Annotated in this window: 14 protein-coding genes; 9 read left to right on the top strand and 5 right to left on the bottom strand. The window is 64.5% G+C overall.

Annotated features, from left to right (window positions below):
• The first annotated feature begins 2 nt into the window (after window positions 1-2).
• Both ACI0FO_RS08790 and ACI0FO_RS08785 read left to right on the top strand, forming a co-directional pair.
• Entirely contained in the window at window positions 3-1,544 is a 1,542-nt protein-coding gene (locus ACI0FO_RS08790) for a malonate--CoA ligase (protein ID WP_416025887.1), read from the top strand.
• 161 nt (window positions 1,545-1,705) lie between these two features.
• Window positions 1,706-2,677 (top strand): Bug family tripartite tricarboxylate transporter substrate binding protein, encoded by a 972-nt coding sequence (locus tag ACI0FO_RS08785; RefSeq protein ID WP_416025885.1) that lies wholly within the window; start codon window positions 1,706-1,708, stop codon window positions 2,675-2,677.
• Between the two features lie 12 nt (window positions 2,678-2,689).
• Here ACI0FO_RS08785 and ACI0FO_RS08780 read toward each other — a convergent pair whose 3' ends face one another.
• Window positions 2,690-3,646 (bottom strand): aldo/keto reductase, encoded by a 957-nt coding sequence (locus ACI0FO_RS08780; RefSeq protein ID WP_416025884.1) that lies wholly within the window; start codon window positions 3,644-3,646, stop codon window positions 2,690-2,692.
• 278 nt (window positions 3,647-3,924) lie between these two features.
• On the opposite strand from ACI0FO_RS08780, the gene ACI0FO_RS08775 reads away from it, so the two are divergent.
• The 3 genes from ACI0FO_RS08775 (at window position 3,925) to ACI0FO_RS08765 (ending at window position 7,019) form a co-directional block, all read left to right on the top strand.
• Window positions 3,925-4,896: an ABC transporter substrate-binding protein gene (locus ACI0FO_RS08775; RefSeq protein ID WP_416025882.1), complete on the top strand. Its 972-nt coding sequence runs from the start codon at window positions 3,925-3,927 to the stop codon at window positions 4,894-4,896.
• Window positions 4,897-5,192: 296 nt separating this feature from the next.
• Complete coding sequence (locus ACI0FO_RS08770; protein WP_105556539.1) at window positions 5,193-6,080, top strand: ABC transporter permease; 888 nt, start codon at window positions 5,193-5,195, stop codon at window positions 6,078-6,080.
• 144 nt (window positions 6,081-6,224) lie between these two features.
• Entirely contained in the window at window positions 6,225-7,019 is a 795-nt protein-coding gene (locus tag ACI0FO_RS08765; protein ID WP_183012996.1) for an ABC transporter ATP-binding protein, read from the top strand.
• A gap of 293 nt (window positions 7,020-7,312) precedes the next feature.
• Here the strand turns inward: ACI0FO_RS08765 and ACI0FO_RS08760 are convergent, their stop codons facing one another.
• The 3 genes from ACI0FO_RS08760 to ACI0FO_RS08750 all read right to left on the bottom strand — a co-directional run bounded on the left by ACI0FO_RS08760 (window position 7,313) and on the right by ACI0FO_RS08750 (window position 11,794).
• Window positions 7,313-8,560 carry an NAD(P)/FAD-dependent oxidoreductase gene (locus tag ACI0FO_RS08760; RefSeq protein ID WP_416025880.1) on the bottom strand — a complete coding sequence of 416 codons (1,248 nt, stop codon included), beginning with the start codon at window positions 8,558-8,560 and terminating at the stop codon, window positions 7,313-7,315.
• 82 nt (window positions 8,561-8,642) lie between these two features.
• Entirely contained in the window at window positions 8,643-10,283 is a 1,641-nt protein-coding gene (locus tag ACI0FO_RS08755; protein WP_416025879.1) for an NAD(P)-binding protein, read from the bottom strand.
• Window positions 10,283-11,794, bottom strand: coding sequence for a polyamine aminopropyltransferase (locus ACI0FO_RS08750; protein ID WP_416025877.1), 1,512 nt, complete (start codon window positions 11,792-11,794; stop codon window positions 10,283-10,285). Before ACI0FO_RS08750 ends, ACI0FO_RS08755 begins: the two co-directional genes overlap by 1 nt.
• A gap of 89 nt (window positions 11,795-11,883) precedes the next feature.
• Here ACI0FO_RS08750 and ACI0FO_RS08745 point away from each other — a divergent pair, with 89 nt between their 5' ends.
• The 3 genes from ACI0FO_RS08745 to ACI0FO_RS08735 are packed head-to-tail and all read left to right on the top strand — an operon-like array spanning window position 11,884 to window position 14,818.
• A complete protein-coding gene (locus ACI0FO_RS08745) occupies window positions 11,884-12,270 on the top strand; it encodes a DUF350 domain-containing protein (protein ID WP_313464424.1) in 387 nt (128 codons plus the stop codon).
• A 40-nt stretch (window positions 12,271-12,310) separates the two neighbouring features.
• Window positions 12,311-13,342: an SPFH domain-containing protein gene (locus ACI0FO_RS08740; protein ID WP_416025875.1), complete on the top strand. Its 1,032-nt coding sequence runs from the start codon at window positions 12,311-12,313 to the stop codon at window positions 13,340-13,342.
• Between the two features lie 6 nt (window positions 13,343-13,348).
• Entirely contained in the window at window positions 13,349-14,818 is a 1,470-nt protein-coding gene (locus tag ACI0FO_RS08735) for a DUF4178 domain-containing protein (RefSeq protein ID WP_416025873.1), read from the top strand.
• Between the two features lie 27 nt (window positions 14,819-14,845).
• Here the strand turns inward: ACI0FO_RS08735 and ACI0FO_RS08730 are convergent, their stop codons facing one another.
• Window positions 14,846-14,992 (bottom strand): hypothetical protein, encoded by a 147-nt coding sequence (locus tag ACI0FO_RS08730; protein WP_416025871.1) that lies wholly within the window; start codon window positions 14,990-14,992, stop codon window positions 14,846-14,848.
• Here ACI0FO_RS08730 and speD point away from each other — a divergent pair.
• Window positions 14,981-15,331 (top strand): adenosylmethionine decarboxylase, encoded by a 351-nt coding sequence (speD, locus tag ACI0FO_RS08725; protein ID WP_416025869.1) that lies wholly within the window; start codon window positions 14,981-14,983, stop codon window positions 15,329-15,331. The genes ACI0FO_RS08730 and speD overlap by 12 nt on opposite strands.
• The last annotated feature ends 98 nt before the right edge of the window (window positions 15,332-15,429 follow it).

The raw sequence follows: 15,429 nt of genomic DNA, 5'->3' as shown, positions 1-15,429 counted from the left end.
AGGTGAGCAACGCCAACCTCTATGCTGTCCTGCAAGGCGGCTTTCCCAAAGACCGCAGCAAAGTCGCGCTGGAAACGCCCGACCTTGAATACACCTGGGACGACATCGATCGCGCCACGGCGTGCCTGGCCAACCTGCTGACGTCGCTGAACCTGCCCGACGGGTCGCGCGTGGCGGTGCAAGTCGAAAAATCGCCGGAAGCGCTGCTGTTGTACCTGGCCACGCTGCGCGCGGGGCTGGTGTATCTGCCGTTGAACACGGCTTATCGCGAAGCCGAGATCGAGTACTTCCTGGGCAACGCCGAGCCGGCCGTGGTGGTCTGCGCCGGCAAGAACCGCGATTGGGTGCAGCGCGCCGCCGACAAGGCCGGTTGCGCGCATGTCTACACCCTGGACGAAGACCGCACCGGCACGCTGCTGGACGCCGCGGGCGGCTTGCCGCAAACCTTCAAGACCGTCGTCCGCCAGCCCGATGACCTGGCCGCCATCCTGTACACGTCCGGCACGACCGGCCGCAGCAAGGGGGCAATGCTGTCGCACGGCAACCTGGCCGCCAACGCCCGGGTGCTGCACGAATATTGGGGGTGGCGCGAAGACGACGTGCTGCTACACATGCTGCCCATTTTCCACGTGCACGGCCTGTTCGTGGCGTCGCACGGCGCGCTTCTGGCCGGCGCCAAGATGATCTGGCTGCCGAAGCTGGACGCCGACCAGGCGCTGCATTACCTGCCGCGAAGCACGGTGATGATGGGCGTGCCGACGTACTACGTCCGCCTGTTGGCGGACCCGCGCTTCGACCGCGCGGTGTGCGCGAACATGCGTCTGTTCATTTCGGGGTCCGCGCCGTTGCTGGCCGAAACGTTTTCCGATTTTCAGACGCGCAGCGGCCACGCCATCCTGGAACGTTATGGCATGAGCGAGACCGTCATGCTGACGTCCAACCCCTACGATGCCAAGCAGGGCGAGCGCCTGGCCGGCACGGTCGGCCGCGCGCTGCCCGGCGTGCAGGTGCGCGTGGTGGACGATGCCGGCATCGCGCTGGCGCCGGGCGAAATCGGCAACGTGCAGGTGCGCGGACCCAACGTGTTCTCGGGCTACTGGCGCATGCCGGAAAAGACCCGCGAGGAATTCACCGAAGACGGTTGGTTCAAGACGGGCGACGTGGGCCGTTGGGGCGGGGAATCCGCCGGACGCGACGTGCCGGCCGACTACCTTTCCATCGTGGGCCGCAGCAAGGACCTGATTATTTCCGGGGGCTTCAACGTCTACCCGAAAGAGATCGAGACCTTGATCGACGACATGCCCGGCGTGGCGGAATCGGCGGTTATCGGCGTGCCGCACGCGGACTTTGGCGAGGCCGTGGTGGCGGTTGTCGTGCCCAAGGACGGCGTGTCGCTGGACGGGGCCGCCATGCAGCTTGAACTGAAGTCGCGCATCGCGAACTTCAAAGTGCCCAAGCGCGTGCACATCATCGACCAACTGCCACGCAACACCATGGGCAAGGTGCAGAAGAACGTGCTGCGCGAAACCTACAAGGCGCTTTGACGCCGACCGGGATGCCGGCCCCCAGGGGCCGGCATTTTTTTTCCAAGGAGGCCCATCCCCATATATCGCTACGCCGTCCTGGCAGCTTCATTCCATAAGAAATTCAAGAGACGAGACGCACAAAACCGCGCCGTCCCCATGATGCAGCAAGAGGAGACAACATGAAAGTTCGCACGACCGCCGCGGCCGTATTCGCCGTGGCAGCCCTGAGTTTCGGCGGTGTGGCCGCCGCGCAATGGCCAGAGCGCCCCATCACGCTGATCGTTCCGTTCCCCGCTGGCGGCGGCACGGATACGTTCGCCCGTCCGTTGGCCCAGCAACTGACCACGCAGCTGGGTCAGGCGGTGGTCATCGACAACAAAGGCGGCGCGGGCGGCACGGTGGGCGCGGGCGTGGCCGCCAAGGCCCGGCCGGACGGCTACACCTTCTTCATGGGCGGCGCGCACCATGCGTTGGCCCCATCGCTCTATAAAAGCCTGAACTACAACATTCAAAAGGACTTCGTGCCCGTCGCGCTGGTGGCGCAGCCGCCGCAGGTGGTCGTCATCAATGCCACCAAGCTGCCGGTGAAGACCCTGCAGGAATTCATCGATTACGCCAAGAAGCACCCTGGCGAGATCAACTACGGCACGGCCGGAAAGGGCAGCACGCATCACTTGGCCGGCGAGCTTTTCGCCATGCAGACCGGCATCAAACTGGTGGATGTGCCGTACCAGGGCGCGGGCCCGATGCTGTCGGCACTGATCGGCGGCCAAGTCGATCTGGCGTTCGATGGCTTGGGATCGTCGTCGGGCCACATCCGCGCCGGCGCCATCAAACCGCTGGCGGTGGCTGCCACCGAGCGGTCGGCCTCGTTGCCCGACGTACCGACCGCCGCCCAGGCAGGCGTGCCCAACTACGTCGTGTCGACGTGGTACGCCATCTGGGCGCCGGCCGGCACGCCCAAAGAGGCGGTCGACAAGATGGCCGTCGAAATCACCAAGGCCTTGAATACGCCGAAGCTCAAGGAAACCTGGGCCGGTAACGGATCGTCGATCCCCACGCTGACGGGTGCCGATTTCGGCAAGTTCGTCGATAGCGAGGTGGATCGTTGGGCCAAAGTCGTGAAGGATTCCGGCGTCAAGCTGGATTGATGTTTTCCGCGCCTAACGCCACTCGCTGGCCTGGCTGAGCCGGGCCAGCTGGTCATGCGTCAGCACCAGGCTGGCGGCCTTGACCAGTTCGTCCAATTGGGCGACGGACGTGGCGCTGACGATGGGCGAGGTGATGCCAGGCTGCGCGATCTGCCAGGCCAACGCGGCCTGGGCAGGCGTGCAGCCTGCGTCTTCGGCTACCTCGTCCAGCGCTTTCAAGATGCGCAAGCCGCGCTCGTTCAAGTAATTGTCGACAATTTTCTGTCCGCGCGTGCTTTTGCCGGCATCGGCGGGGCTGCGGTACTTGCCGCTAAGGAATCCGCTGGCCAGCGCGTAGTAGTTGATCGTGCCCATCTGCTGCGTCTTGACCAGGCTCTGCAGGCCCGATTCGAAGGTCTCGCGGCGATACAGGTTGTATTCGGGCTGGATGCTCTCGTAGCGGGGCAGGTCGTGGCGTTCCGCCGTGATCAGCGCTTCGGACAAGCGCACGGCCGTGTAGTTCGACGCCCCGATCGCGCGCACTTTGCCGGCTTCGATGTGCTTGGCGTATTCAGCCAGCGTGTCGGTCAGCGGCGTGTTGGGATCATCCTTGTGGGACTGATACAGGTCGATGTGATCCGTTTGCAGGCGGGCCAACGACGCGTCCAGCGCGCGGCGGATATACGCCGGCGCCAGGCCCTGCGCGTCGGGTCCCATCTCCATGCCGACTTTGGTCGCGATCAGCACGCGATCGCGTTTGCCGGAACGCTTGAGCCATTTGCCGATCAGCGTTTCGGATTCGCCGCCCTGATTGCCGGGGGCCCAGCGCGAATAGACGTCGGCCGTGTCGATGAAGTTCAGGCCCGCGTCGACCAGGGCGTCCAGCAGTGAATACGTGCCGGCCTCGTCGACGGTCCAGCCGAAGACGTTGCCGCCGAAAGTAAGTGGGGGAATTTGCAGGCCGGAACGGCCCAAAGCGCGTTTGATCATGGTGTGGCCTTTGGAAGCGGCGGCGGGCTGCGGGGAAAGGCGGCCGCGCCGGTTTAGTATATTGGCGCCGCGTGCCCCGGTATGGAGCACGCTGTTTGTCGCATGCACCATTTCAGGGATTCCCCCCAAGTTATTTTGCTCGGCGGCAAGTTAGACTATACGGCTTTATGGTCAGCCAGATGGGCGGGAAGCCGCCGACGCGGCCATAACGAAGAAACCCCACGAAACCCCCACGACAACCCCCAACGAACAACGACCAAGGGTTCAAGGAGCTTAGTATGCTGATCGGAAAAAAACATTTTCTGACGGTTGGCGCCATGGCGCTGGCGATGGCTATCGCCGCGCCTGTGGCCGCGCAGCAGAAGTCGGTGGCGATCACCGCCATCGTCGAGCACCCGGCGCTGGACGCCGTGCGTGACGGCGTGCAAGACGCGCTCAAGCAAGCCGGCTATGAAGCGGGCAAGAACCTGAAGTGGCAATACCAAAGCGCGCAGGGCAATAACGGCACCGCCGCGCAGATCGCGCGCAAGTTCGTGGGCGACCGGCCCGACGCCATCGTCGCCATTGCCACGCCGTCGGCACAAGCGGTCGTGGCCGCCACCAAGGACGTGCCGGTGGTGTATTCCGCCGTGACCGACCCCGTCGCCGCCCAGCTCGTTGCCAGCATGGATGCTTCGGGCACCAACGTGACCGGCGTGTCGGACCTGTTGGCGCTGGACAAGCAAGTCGACCTGATCAAGAAGATCGTTCCGAACGCCAAGCGCGTGGGCATGGTCTACAACCCGGGCGAAGCCAACTCGGTCGTGGTCGTGAAGAAGCTCCAGGAAATCCTGCCCAAGTACGGCATGAGCCTCGTCGAAGCCGCCGCCCCGCGTTCGGTCGACGTGGCCTCGGCCGCGCGCAGCCTGATCGGCAAGGTCGACGTTATCTACACCAACACCGACAACAACGTCGTGTCGGCCTATGAATCGCTGGTGAAGGTCGGCAACGACGCCAAGATCCCGCTGATCGCGTCCGATACCGACAGCGTCAAGCGCGGCGGCATTGCCGCGCTGGGCATCAACTACCGCGATCTGGGCGTGCAGACGGGCAAGGTGGTGGTGCGCATCCTGAAGGGCGAAAAACCCGGTGCGATCCCCTCGGAAACCATCTCGAAGCTTGAGCTGTACGTGAATCCGGGCGCCGCCGCCAAGCAAGGCGTGACCCTGTCGGATGCCATCATCAAGTCGGCCGCGGTGGTCGTGAAGTAAAGCGGTTCCGCAGGCGCCCCGCCACGCCTGCCCGGCGTGCGCGGGGTTTTTGTTAAGTTTTTTCGTGTCTGGCCTTACCCCCCATCGTCTGCGTTTTTGCTCCCTGAACGGTCTTGTACGACTCCGCTTGCGGCATTGCCGACACGCGTGGAGACGCTTTGGCAGGAAACAAGCGAAAATGGCGGCCCGGGAAACGTTTATTGCGAAAGCTCGGGTAAAACTGACCCTCAAACGCAAGAAATCCGACGTTTCAAGTCTTTAATATGCACCTTCCTTACCCTGATTGGATTTGACCCATGTCATTGTTCTCGTTGTTAGGCGCGTTGGAGATCGGGTTGATCTTCAGCCTGGTGGCCTTGGGCGTGTTTATCTCCTTTCGCCTGCTGCGCTTCCCCGACCTGACCGTTGACGGCAGCTTTCCGCTGGGCGGCGCCGTCTGTGCCACGCTGATCGCCTCGGGTACGGATCCGTTTTCGGCCACCATCATCGCCACGTTCGCCGGCGCGGCCGCGGGCCTGGTCACCGGTTGGCTGAACGTGAAGCTGAAGATCATGGATTTGCTGGCCAGCATCTTGATGATGATCGCGCTGTATTCGGTCAACCTGCGCATCATGGGCAAGCCCAACGTGCCGCTGATCACCGAACCCACTGTTTTCACGATCTTGCAGCCGGGCTGGATTTCCGACTACGTCGCCCGGCCGCTGATCCTGATCGTGATCGTGATCCTAGCCAAGCTGGCGCTGGACTGGTTCTTCGCCACGCAGACCGGCCTGGCCGTGCGCGCCACCGGCTCCAACGGCCGCATGGCCCGCGCGCAAGGCGTCAACACCGGCCGCATGATCCTGGGCGGCATGGCGCTGTCGAACGCGCTGGTCGCCTTGGCCGGCGCGCTGTTCGCGCAGACGCAAGGCGGCTCGGACATCTCGATGGGCATCGGCACCATCGTGATCGGCCTGGCCGCGGTGATCGTCGGCGAGAGCATTTTGCCGTCGCGCAAACTGATGCTGGCGACCCTTGCCGTCATCATCGGCGCCATCGTCTATCGCTTTTTCATCGCCCTGGCACTGAACAGCGATTTCATCGGCTTGAAGGCGCAGGACTTGAACCTCGTCACCGCAGTGCTGGTCACGGTCGCCCTGGTCATCCCGATGCTCAAGCGCCGCCTGGTCGGCAAGAAAGGATGATGTCCACCCCCGAAGCGTCTGTGGCGCTTCCCCATCAAGGGGGCGCCGTCGGCGGACCGGTAAAACCGGCTTCGCGGCGGCCCCGGTCTCGCTGCGCCGGTTTCAAGCGGCGCGGGTGCTGCGACTGCACAATGGAGTACTGAAATGTTGTCCGCTAAAGATCTCAAGATTACTTTCAACGCCGGCACGCCCATCGAAACCCGCGCCTTGCGCGGCATGTCGCTGGAAATCCCGTCGGGCCAGTTCGTGACCGTCATCGGCTCCAACGGCGCTGGCAAATCTACGTTTTTGAACGCCGTGTCGGGCGACTTGCCCGTGGATTCCGGCCGCATCGATATCAACGGCGTGGACGTCACGCGCCAGCCCGTCTGGGCGCGCGCCGGCCGCGTGGCCCGGGTGTTCCAGGACCCGATGGCGGGCACCTGCGAAGACCTGACCATCGAAGAGAACATGGCGCTGGCGCAAATGCGCGGCGCGCGTCGCGGCTACAGCCGGGCGGTCAAGGCATCGATGAAGGACGGTTTCCGCGAACGCCTGTCCACGTTGGGCCTGGGGTTGGAAAACCGGCTGACCGATCGCATCGGCTTGTTGTCTGGCGGTCAGCGCCAGGCGGTCAGCCTGTTGATGGCGGCCTTGCAGCCTTCGCGCATTCTTCTGCTGGATGAGCACACCGCGGCGCTGGACCCGCGCACGGCTGACTTCGTGCTGCAGTTGACGGCCCGCATCGTGGCCGAGAATCAGCTGACCACGATGATGGTTACGCACAGCATGCGCCAGGCGCTGGACGTGGGCGACCGCACGGTGATGCTGCATCAAGGCCAGGTGGTGCTGGACGTGTCCGGCGACGAACGCCGCGGCATGGACGTGCCGGACCTGCTGGCCATGTTCGAACGCGTGCGCGGCGAAAAGCTGTCGGACGACGCCTTGCTGCTGGGCTGATTCCGGCTTTGCCCTGAAGACAGTCGCGCGGCCTTTCGGGGCCGCGCGGCCTTTCGAAGCCGCGCGGCCGTAGGATGGGTGAAGCGCGAGAGTCATGAAGCAAGAACACTGGCCTTCAGCGCGCGCAACCCATCAAGCAGCGCCTCGCTTCTTATCGGGTTCGGCCACAACATCAGCGCTGCTTGATGGGTTGCGCGCGCTGGATACCGGCGCTTTTACCGGCTTTCTCTCGCGCTTCACCCATCCTACGAGGCAGCGCACTCACCCTACGAGGCGGCGGCCTGCGTTGGGCGTCATAGGAAGCGGCCAGGCCGGAAGGCCCGGTAGCGGGATTCCGCTGCCTCGTCGAACATCAGTTCGCCCAAAATCTTCGCCGTGCCCGGCGCCGTGCTGAACCCGATGTGCTGATGCCCCACCGCCAGCCATAGTCCTGGGTGGCGTGGCGCTTCGCCGATCATCGGGCGGCTGTCGGACAGGGTGGGGCGGCGTCCCAACCAGGCGGCGGGGTCCAGGCGTTCGCCTAACGGAAACGCTTCACGCGCCCGCGCCTCTGCCAGCGCCAGTTGGTCTGGCCGGGCGGGCGCGTCGCAATCATCCAGCTGGACGCCGGTGGTCAGCCGCAGGCCGCGCGCCATAGGTGACAGCACGTAGCCGCCGCCTGTGTCGTAGACGGGCCGGCTCACGCGGGCGCCATCCTCGCCGCCGTAGTGCATGTGATACCCGCGTTCGAAGGCCATGGGCAGGTTGATGCCCGTCGTCTTCAACAGGCCTTTGGACCAGGGGCCCAACGCCACGACAAGCTGATCCGCCGACAGCGATTCGGAATCCTGGGACCCCTGCACCGTCCAGCGCTGGCCATCGCGGCGGATGGCGGTAGCGGCGGCGCGTTTGAACGTGCCGCCCATTCGCAAGAACAGATCCGCATAGGCGGCAACGACCTCATGCGGGTCGTCGACCGAATACGATCCCTGGATCCACAGCGCTCGATGGAAGAGGGGGCTAAGCGCAGGCTCCATTGCCGCCAGTTCGGCGGGGCTAAGGATCTGCGTCGGAACGTCATGCCGGGCAAAGGTCTCGCGGGCTAGCGCACTACCGTCCCAGGCCGCCTCGCTGCGATACAGAAACACCCATCCCGTGTCGCGCAAACGATGGCGTGCGCCGGCGGCGTCCAGCAGTTTCAGGTGTTCGGGCGCGGACAGCCGGATCAAGCCGTCCAGGGCTTCGACGGTTTCGCGGAAGACCGCAGGCCGCGCATGCATCAGGAAACGCGCCGCCCAGCCCAGGTTGCGTGCCAGGTATCGCGCGCGGTAGCGGAACTGGACCGTATCGTTTTTCAGCAGGCGCGGCAGTTGCCGCCATAAGCCGGGATGGTTGAACGGCATCAGCGAGCTGCGCGCCAGCACGCCGGCGTTGCCCATCGACGTTTCCATGCCGGGTTCTTGCTTGTCGACCAAGGTGACCGTCGCGCCGCGGCGCAGCAACTCCAGCGCGCAGCAGACCCCAACAATGCCCGCGCCCAAGACGATGACGTGCTTTCCCATGAGTTTTTATTCGAAGCGTCGAGGCCGGGAATTGTATTGCAGCGGATGGCGGCGCAGGAGGGAATCCGTCACGCCGGCGGCATCAAGCTTGCGGTGGCGATTGACCAAGGATTCGGCCGGCCGCCACCACGCCCCACCACGAGGCCTCTTCGAAGACGGAATAGCCCGATAAGTCCGCATGCGCAAACAGGATCGGTCCGTCCACCTCGCGCAAGGCCGCGAGCCCCGGATTGGACAGGTAGCCGCACCGGGGCGTGGCCATGGCGTGGCCGCGCACCGTGATCTCGAGCCGGCGCGCATTGCGCCAGAATTCGCGGCCATAGGCGGCTACAAGATCGGCGGCGGCTTCGTCGCGCAGGTCTTGCGGGCGGGCCGTGGCCAGCCATTGGCGCGCGGCGTTCGGCGTCTGGCCGCTTAGCGCGTGGTACGCGGTGAACACCGTGCGCGGTGATCGCGCAACGCGCAGCAGCTGGTGCGTGGACACGACGTAGCCCAACGCCTGGCCCTGGTAAACCACGTTGTCCCACGACAGCGGTTCACCGGGCGCTTCCAGCGGATAGCCTTCCAGCACGAAGTTCGATACCAGCCACGGCGCATGCGACGAAGCGTGCGCCGCCGGGTCGTAGCCGTAGGCGCGGATGTCCGGCAGGATGCGCTGGGCCACGAACAGCGGCATGGCGCAGACTGTGCGGCGCGATTGCAGCGTGTAGGCCCCGGAGGAAACGCCCGCGGTCACGCAAGTCGTCAGCGTGCCGCCCGGCGTTTCGTTCACGCGCACCGCCGTGCCGGGCAGCAGCCATCGCGCATGCCCGAGTTTTTGGGTGATTGCGTCGCGCATGCGGTCCGTCAGCGCGGCCAATCCGCCGGGCCAGGTCAGTACCGCGCCTTCGCCCGCATTGGCCGCGTGGCCGTCGCGGCTGGCGAAGTAATGCAGGCCGGCCCAGGCCGACACCACGTCGTACTGCGCGCCATAGTCATCGCGGCAGCAATAGTTCAGGTACCAGTGCAGGGCTGGCGACGTGTAGCCTTCGCGGTCCAGCCATTGCTTGAACGTGATCGTGTCCAGCGCGCGCCACGCGGCGTCTTGCGACGACAGCACGATCGGAATGCTGAAGACCTTGCGGCCGTCGCTTCCGGTCTGCGTGTGGAGCCGGTCAATCAACGCCAGGAACCGGCGATGCTGCGCCACGTCGGCGTCGGGCAATCCGGTCATGGGCAGCAGGGCGTCTTCCCAACGCCCGTTGCGCAGCAGGCGTTCTTGCGGCGAGTGCACCAGGGTGGATTCGTCGTAGTACGGGCGCAGTTCGGCCGCGCCGCGTTCGATGATGCCGAAGTCGGCCAGCATCTCGCGCACGTGGGTCGACGCCATGGACGGCAGCGGCAGATAGTGCGCGCCCAACGGATAGTCCAGCTCGTCTTGCTGGCCGGCCGCCGCGTTGCCGGCGAATTCAGGGCCTTGGACGACGACGAAGTTCGTATGCCCCTCCCGCGCCAGCTTCCAGGCGCAGGACAGGCCGGCCACGCCGGCGCCCAGGATGGCCACGTCATGCCGGTAGCTGGCGGACGGGACGGGCAGCGCCGCGCCATCGCGCAAGGCGTGGCCGGCCTGCATGCCGGGGTAGTGGATGTGCGGCGTGGTCTCGACGATGCGCGACCGGTAGTAGCCAGCCGTGCCCGCCGCCGCCGCGGTCGCCGCGCCCAGCAGGAAGGTGCGACGCTGCATCAGCGGATGACCTTGCGCCAGTCCTCGTCGAAATAGCGCACGAGCGACTGCTCATTCAAGCGATTCGGCGGCATCGCCAAGGCCGGCATGTCGGCCGGGAAGTGGAACAGTTCGCGGGTGGTCGCAGCATCCAGGTAGCGGGTGGGCACGGTGATTTTGTCGGGCGGCGTGTAGTCGCGCCGCTTGCTGGCCAGGATGAACCCCCAGTCGCCGAATGACGGCACGTAGGCGTGGTACGGCCACGTGTTCAGCCCCGCCTCTTTCAAGGTGGCGTCCACGCTCCAGAACGAGCGCGGCGCGAAGTAGGGCGAAGTCGACTGGACCACCATGTAGCCATTTTCGGCCAGGTGGCGCGCCATCAGGTGATAGACGGGCACCGAGTACAGCCGGCCCAGCCCGAAGTTGGAGGGATCCGGGAAGTCCACCACGATGAAGTCGTAGACTTCGGCATGGGTTTCCAGCCAACGGCCGGCGTCGTCGTTGATGACGGTGACGCGCGGATCCTTCAACGACCCCTGGTTCAGCTTGACCAGCGGTTCGGAACGCGAGAACAGCCCGGTCATGGCGGGATCCAGATCCACCAGCGTGACGCGCTCGATGTTCTTGTACTTAAGAATTTCGCGCACGGCCAGGCCGTCGCCGCCGCCCAGCACCAGCACATTGCGCGCCGAGGGCAGCGTTTGCAGTCCGGGATGCACCAGCGATTCGTGATAGCGGTGTTCATCGCGCGACGAGAACTGCAGATTGTTGTTGATGTACAGGCGCAAGTCGTCGTGCCAGCGGGTGACCACCAGGCGCTGGTAGGGCGTGGTTTCGGCGTGCACGACGTCGTCGCCGTACAGCCCTTTCTCGGCCCAGGCCGTCATGGCGGTGGAATACATGAAGCCCAGCGCCAGGAAGCCGATCACCACGCACGCGCGGATGGCTTTTTCGCCGGGGCGGCGGATCTCGGCGCGGAACAGCCAGGTGGTCCATAGCGCCACGCTGGCGTTCATGATGCCGAACAGGAAGCTGGTGCGCAGCAGGCCCAGCTTGGGCGCCAGCAGCAATGGAAAGATCAGGGATACGGCCAGCGCGCCCAGGTAGTCGAACGTCAGCACGCGGCTGACGATTTCTCGGAATTCCGCTTTGCGCTGGTTGAAGACACGCATCACCAGCGGGATTTCCATGCCCACCATCAGGCCGATGACGAAGACGCCCACGTACAGGGCGGCACGAAAGGGGGCCGACAGCCAGGCGAACACCAGGAAAAGGACCGCCGCGGACACACCGCCCAACAACGCGACCAGCAGTTCGACGTCGATAAATCGATTCAAAACGTCTTCGTCTCTTACATATTTTGACAACCACGAGCCGATGCCCATGGCGAACAGGTAGCAGCCGATGACGGAAGAGAACTGAAGTATCGAATCGCCCAGTAAATAGCTGGCCAGCGCGCTGCTGATGAGCTCATAGCCCAAACCGCAGGAAGCAACGATCAATACCGATAGGATGAGAACGCGGTCGCGCATGAGGTGTCCGACACGAAAAATGCGTTCGCAGTATATCGAACGCCGCGTATATACTGCGCGCAATTGGGAGGGTGGCAATGGGAGAAGCGATGCATCCGGCGGTGACCTATCTGATCTATATCGTCTCGGCGCTTGTCATGCTGGGCATTTTCACCGCGGTTTACACCGCCGTGACGCGCTACAGGGAATTCGAACTGATCCGCGAAGGCAATATCGCCGCCGTGCTGTCTTATGGCGGCGCGCTGGTGGGTTTCAGCTTCACGCTGTGCTCCAGTATTGCCGTCCACGCCAGCTTCGTGATGTTCCTGGTGTGGGGCATCGCCGCCATGGTGGTGCAGATCGTCGTGTACGTCGTGGTCGCCCGGACCATCCGCGGCATGAACGAAGCCATCGAACAAAACAATATCGCCATGGGCGGCCTGATCGGCGCGATCTCGCTGTCCGCCGGCGTCGTCAACGCCGCCTGCCTGACCTGAGGCAGGCGCGCCGCATCCGATCTGACACGGGAGGACTTCCATGAGTCTCGGTTCATTTATTCGCAAGCAGTTCATTGACATCCTGCAATGGAACGAGGATCGCGACGGCGTGCTCGCCTGGCGCCATCCGATGCAGGATTTCGAAATCCAGTACGGCGCCAGCCTGACCGTGCGCGAGTCGCAGATGGCGGTGTTCGTCAATGAAGGCAAGGTGGCCGACGTGTTCGGCCCCGGCATGTACAAGCTGACCACGCAGACACTGCCGATCCTGACCTACTTGAAGAACTGGGACAAATTGTTCGAGTCGCCCTTCAAGTCGGACGTGATCTTCTTCAGCACGCGCCTGCAATTGGGCCGCCGTTGGGGCACGGCGCAGCCGGTGACCCTGCGCGACAGCGAATTCGGCATGGTGCGGCTGCGGGCGTTCGGCGTGTATTCGTATCAGATCTCGGACCCGGCCAAGTTCTACCGCGAAATCAGCGGCACGCGCGACGAATACACGGTGGACGACCTGGAGGCGCAACTGCGCAACATGGTGGTCGCGGCGATGACGACGGCGTTGGGCGGCTCCAAGGTGCCGTTCCTGGACATCGCCGGCAATCAGGGCCTGATGTCGCAGAGCATCAGCGAACAACTGGCGCCGGTGTTCGATCGCTATGGCGTCAAGCTGGACAACTTCACGGTTGAAAACGTGTCGTTGCCCGAAGAGCTGCAAAAGGCGCTGGATACGCGGATTTCGATGGGCATGGCGGGCGACCTGGGCAAGTTCACCCAGTACCAGACGGCCACCTCGATCCCGCTGGCGGCGCAGAACGAAGGCGGCATCGCCGGTATCGGCGCGGGCCTGGCGGCCGGCGCCGCGCTGGGGCAGACCATGGCGGCGGGATTGGGCGTTGGCCAGGGGCAACCCGCGCAGCAAGCGCAGCCGGCCCAGCCGGCGGCGCCCGCGGCCGCACCCGTCGACCCCGTCGCGCGCCTGCAGCAGTTACAGGACTTGCTGGACAAGGGCTTGATCACCGCCGCCGACTACGACACGGCCAAGGCGGAAGTCCTGAAAAAACTCACCAGCTAAGGCCCTATGCAGCAGGTTCTGTGTCCGCAGTGCGGCGCTCCGGTCAAGTTCACGTCCACGGCCTCGGTCATGGCGGTGTGCGGCGCTTGCCGCAGCACCTTGCTCAAGGATGCAGATTCGGTCAGGCGCATCGGCGAAATGGCCGATGTGCTGGAAGACTATTCGCCCTTATGCCTGGGAGCGGCTGGCCAATACGACAGCAAGCGCTTTGACGTGGTCGGCCGCATCCAGCTGCGTTTCGACGAAGGCTTCTGGAACGAATGGTACGTCTGGTTCGAAGACGGCACCGACGGCTGGCTGTCGGATGCGTCGGGCCAGTATGCGCTGACGCGCCGGCGCAAGGTCAAATCCACGCAAGGCATGCCGGCGTTTGCCGACATCGCGCCCGGCGACGAATTGAAGCTGGACGGCCAGCGCTTCATCGCCGCCGACGTGCGGGCCTGCAAGGCGGGCGGGGCGCAGGGCGAACTGCCGTTTGTGCCCGGCGACGGCTGGGAGGCCAAGGTGGCGGACTTCCGCAGCCTGGATGCCTTCCTGACGCTGGACTTTTCCGACGGCCCGGAACCCGAGCTCTATATTGGAAAGGCGTTCGACTTGTCGGCCATGCAGGCGGGCTCGTTGCGCACCAACGAGCAGGTCGAGGAAACGGCCGGCCGGTTCCGCGGCCAGATCAAGGCGCTGGATTGCCCGAATTGCGGCGGCCCGATCAGCTTCGTGGCCGCCATGGCGACCCAGGTGGTCTGCCCATCGTGCGCGGCGACGGTGGATTGTTCGGGCCCCACGGCCGAAGTCATTGAAAAGGCCCGCAAGGTCCAGGCCATCAAGACCACGCTGGCGCTCGGCGCGGTGGCCAAGATCGACGGCGCCAGCTTCACGTTGATCGGCCTGATGAAATGCGCCGATCCCGACCCCGAAGAGCCGTCGGACTGGATCGAATACTTGCTGTTCAATCCGCTCAAGGGCTTCATCTGGCTGGTGGAAACGGACGAGGGCTGGGAGCGCGTGCAGGTATGCGACACCTGGCCCAGCTACAACAACGCGACCAGCGTGCGTTGGCGTTCAAAGCTGTACCAGAAACTGTACGACTACACCTCGCGGGTAGAAGTGCCGTTAGGCGCGTTCAACTGGCGCGTCAAGGCGGGCGACACCACGAAGATCACCGACTACAAGGCCGGCACGCTGAAGCTGACGCGCGAACTGGGCGACGCCGAACTCGGCTGGTCGGCCGCGGCGCCCGTGGCCCCCGCGCAGCTGGCGGAATGGTTCGGCAACGCCGAACTGGCCAAGCAGAAGTCCCTGCCCCTGGGCGGCAAGCGGGGCGGCTACGGTAAATGGGCGTGGTTCGCGACGATCGGGATGCTCTTTTTGAACATGGGCAATATCTTCAGCGGTCGCTTTGTTCCGATATTGATCGGGCTGGCGTTCCTGTGGTTCCCCGCCAAGCTGGCGGACAAGCTCTCCGGAAAGGACGAATAGGACGATGGGCAAGTTTCTGTATGCCATTTATGCCCTGGTCGTGGTGATGGCAGCTACCGGCGCCAGCTCGCCCGGCGTCCGCATGGCCGGTGGAAGCAGCAGTAGCAGTTGGGGCAGCAGTTCGTCCGGCAGTTCGGGCTGGTCCTCGGGCGGCTCGCACAAGTGACGGTGCATGCCACTCCGGGGCGTCACGTGCTGGCGGATTTCCGCGGCGTCGCGGCAGAACGGCTGACGGACCCCGCCACGCTGGAAGCGCAGATGATCGCGGCTGCTCACGCCGCGGGCGCCCAGGTCCTCAGCGCGCATTTCCATCATTTCGGCGAAGGCGCCGGGGTGACCGGCGTGGTCCTGCTGAGCGAATCCCACATCAGCATCCATTCCTGGCCCGAACACCGGTTCGCGGCCCTGGACATCTTCATGTGCGGCGAGGCGCAGCCCGAACTGGCGCTGGCCCGTCTGCAGGACGCGTTGGCGCCCGAATCGGTGCACGTCACCACGATCGCGCGCGGCTAACTCCGCTTTTCCCGCCGTTTGATATGGCGCAATTTTCGGTTTGGCGGCAAATTGACTGGCGTTATATACCTATATATATTGCGTTACCGCATCGCGAT

It is taken from the genome of Achromobacter marplatensis (assembly GCF_049060505.1).
GTDB classification, from domain to species: Bacteria; Pseudomonadota; Gammaproteobacteria; order Burkholderiales; family Burkholderiaceae_B; genus Achromobacter; species Achromobacter marplatensis_A.
The sequence above is the reverse complement of the archived record's forward strand: the minus strand, read 5'-3'. Positions and strand labels throughout refer to the sequence as shown.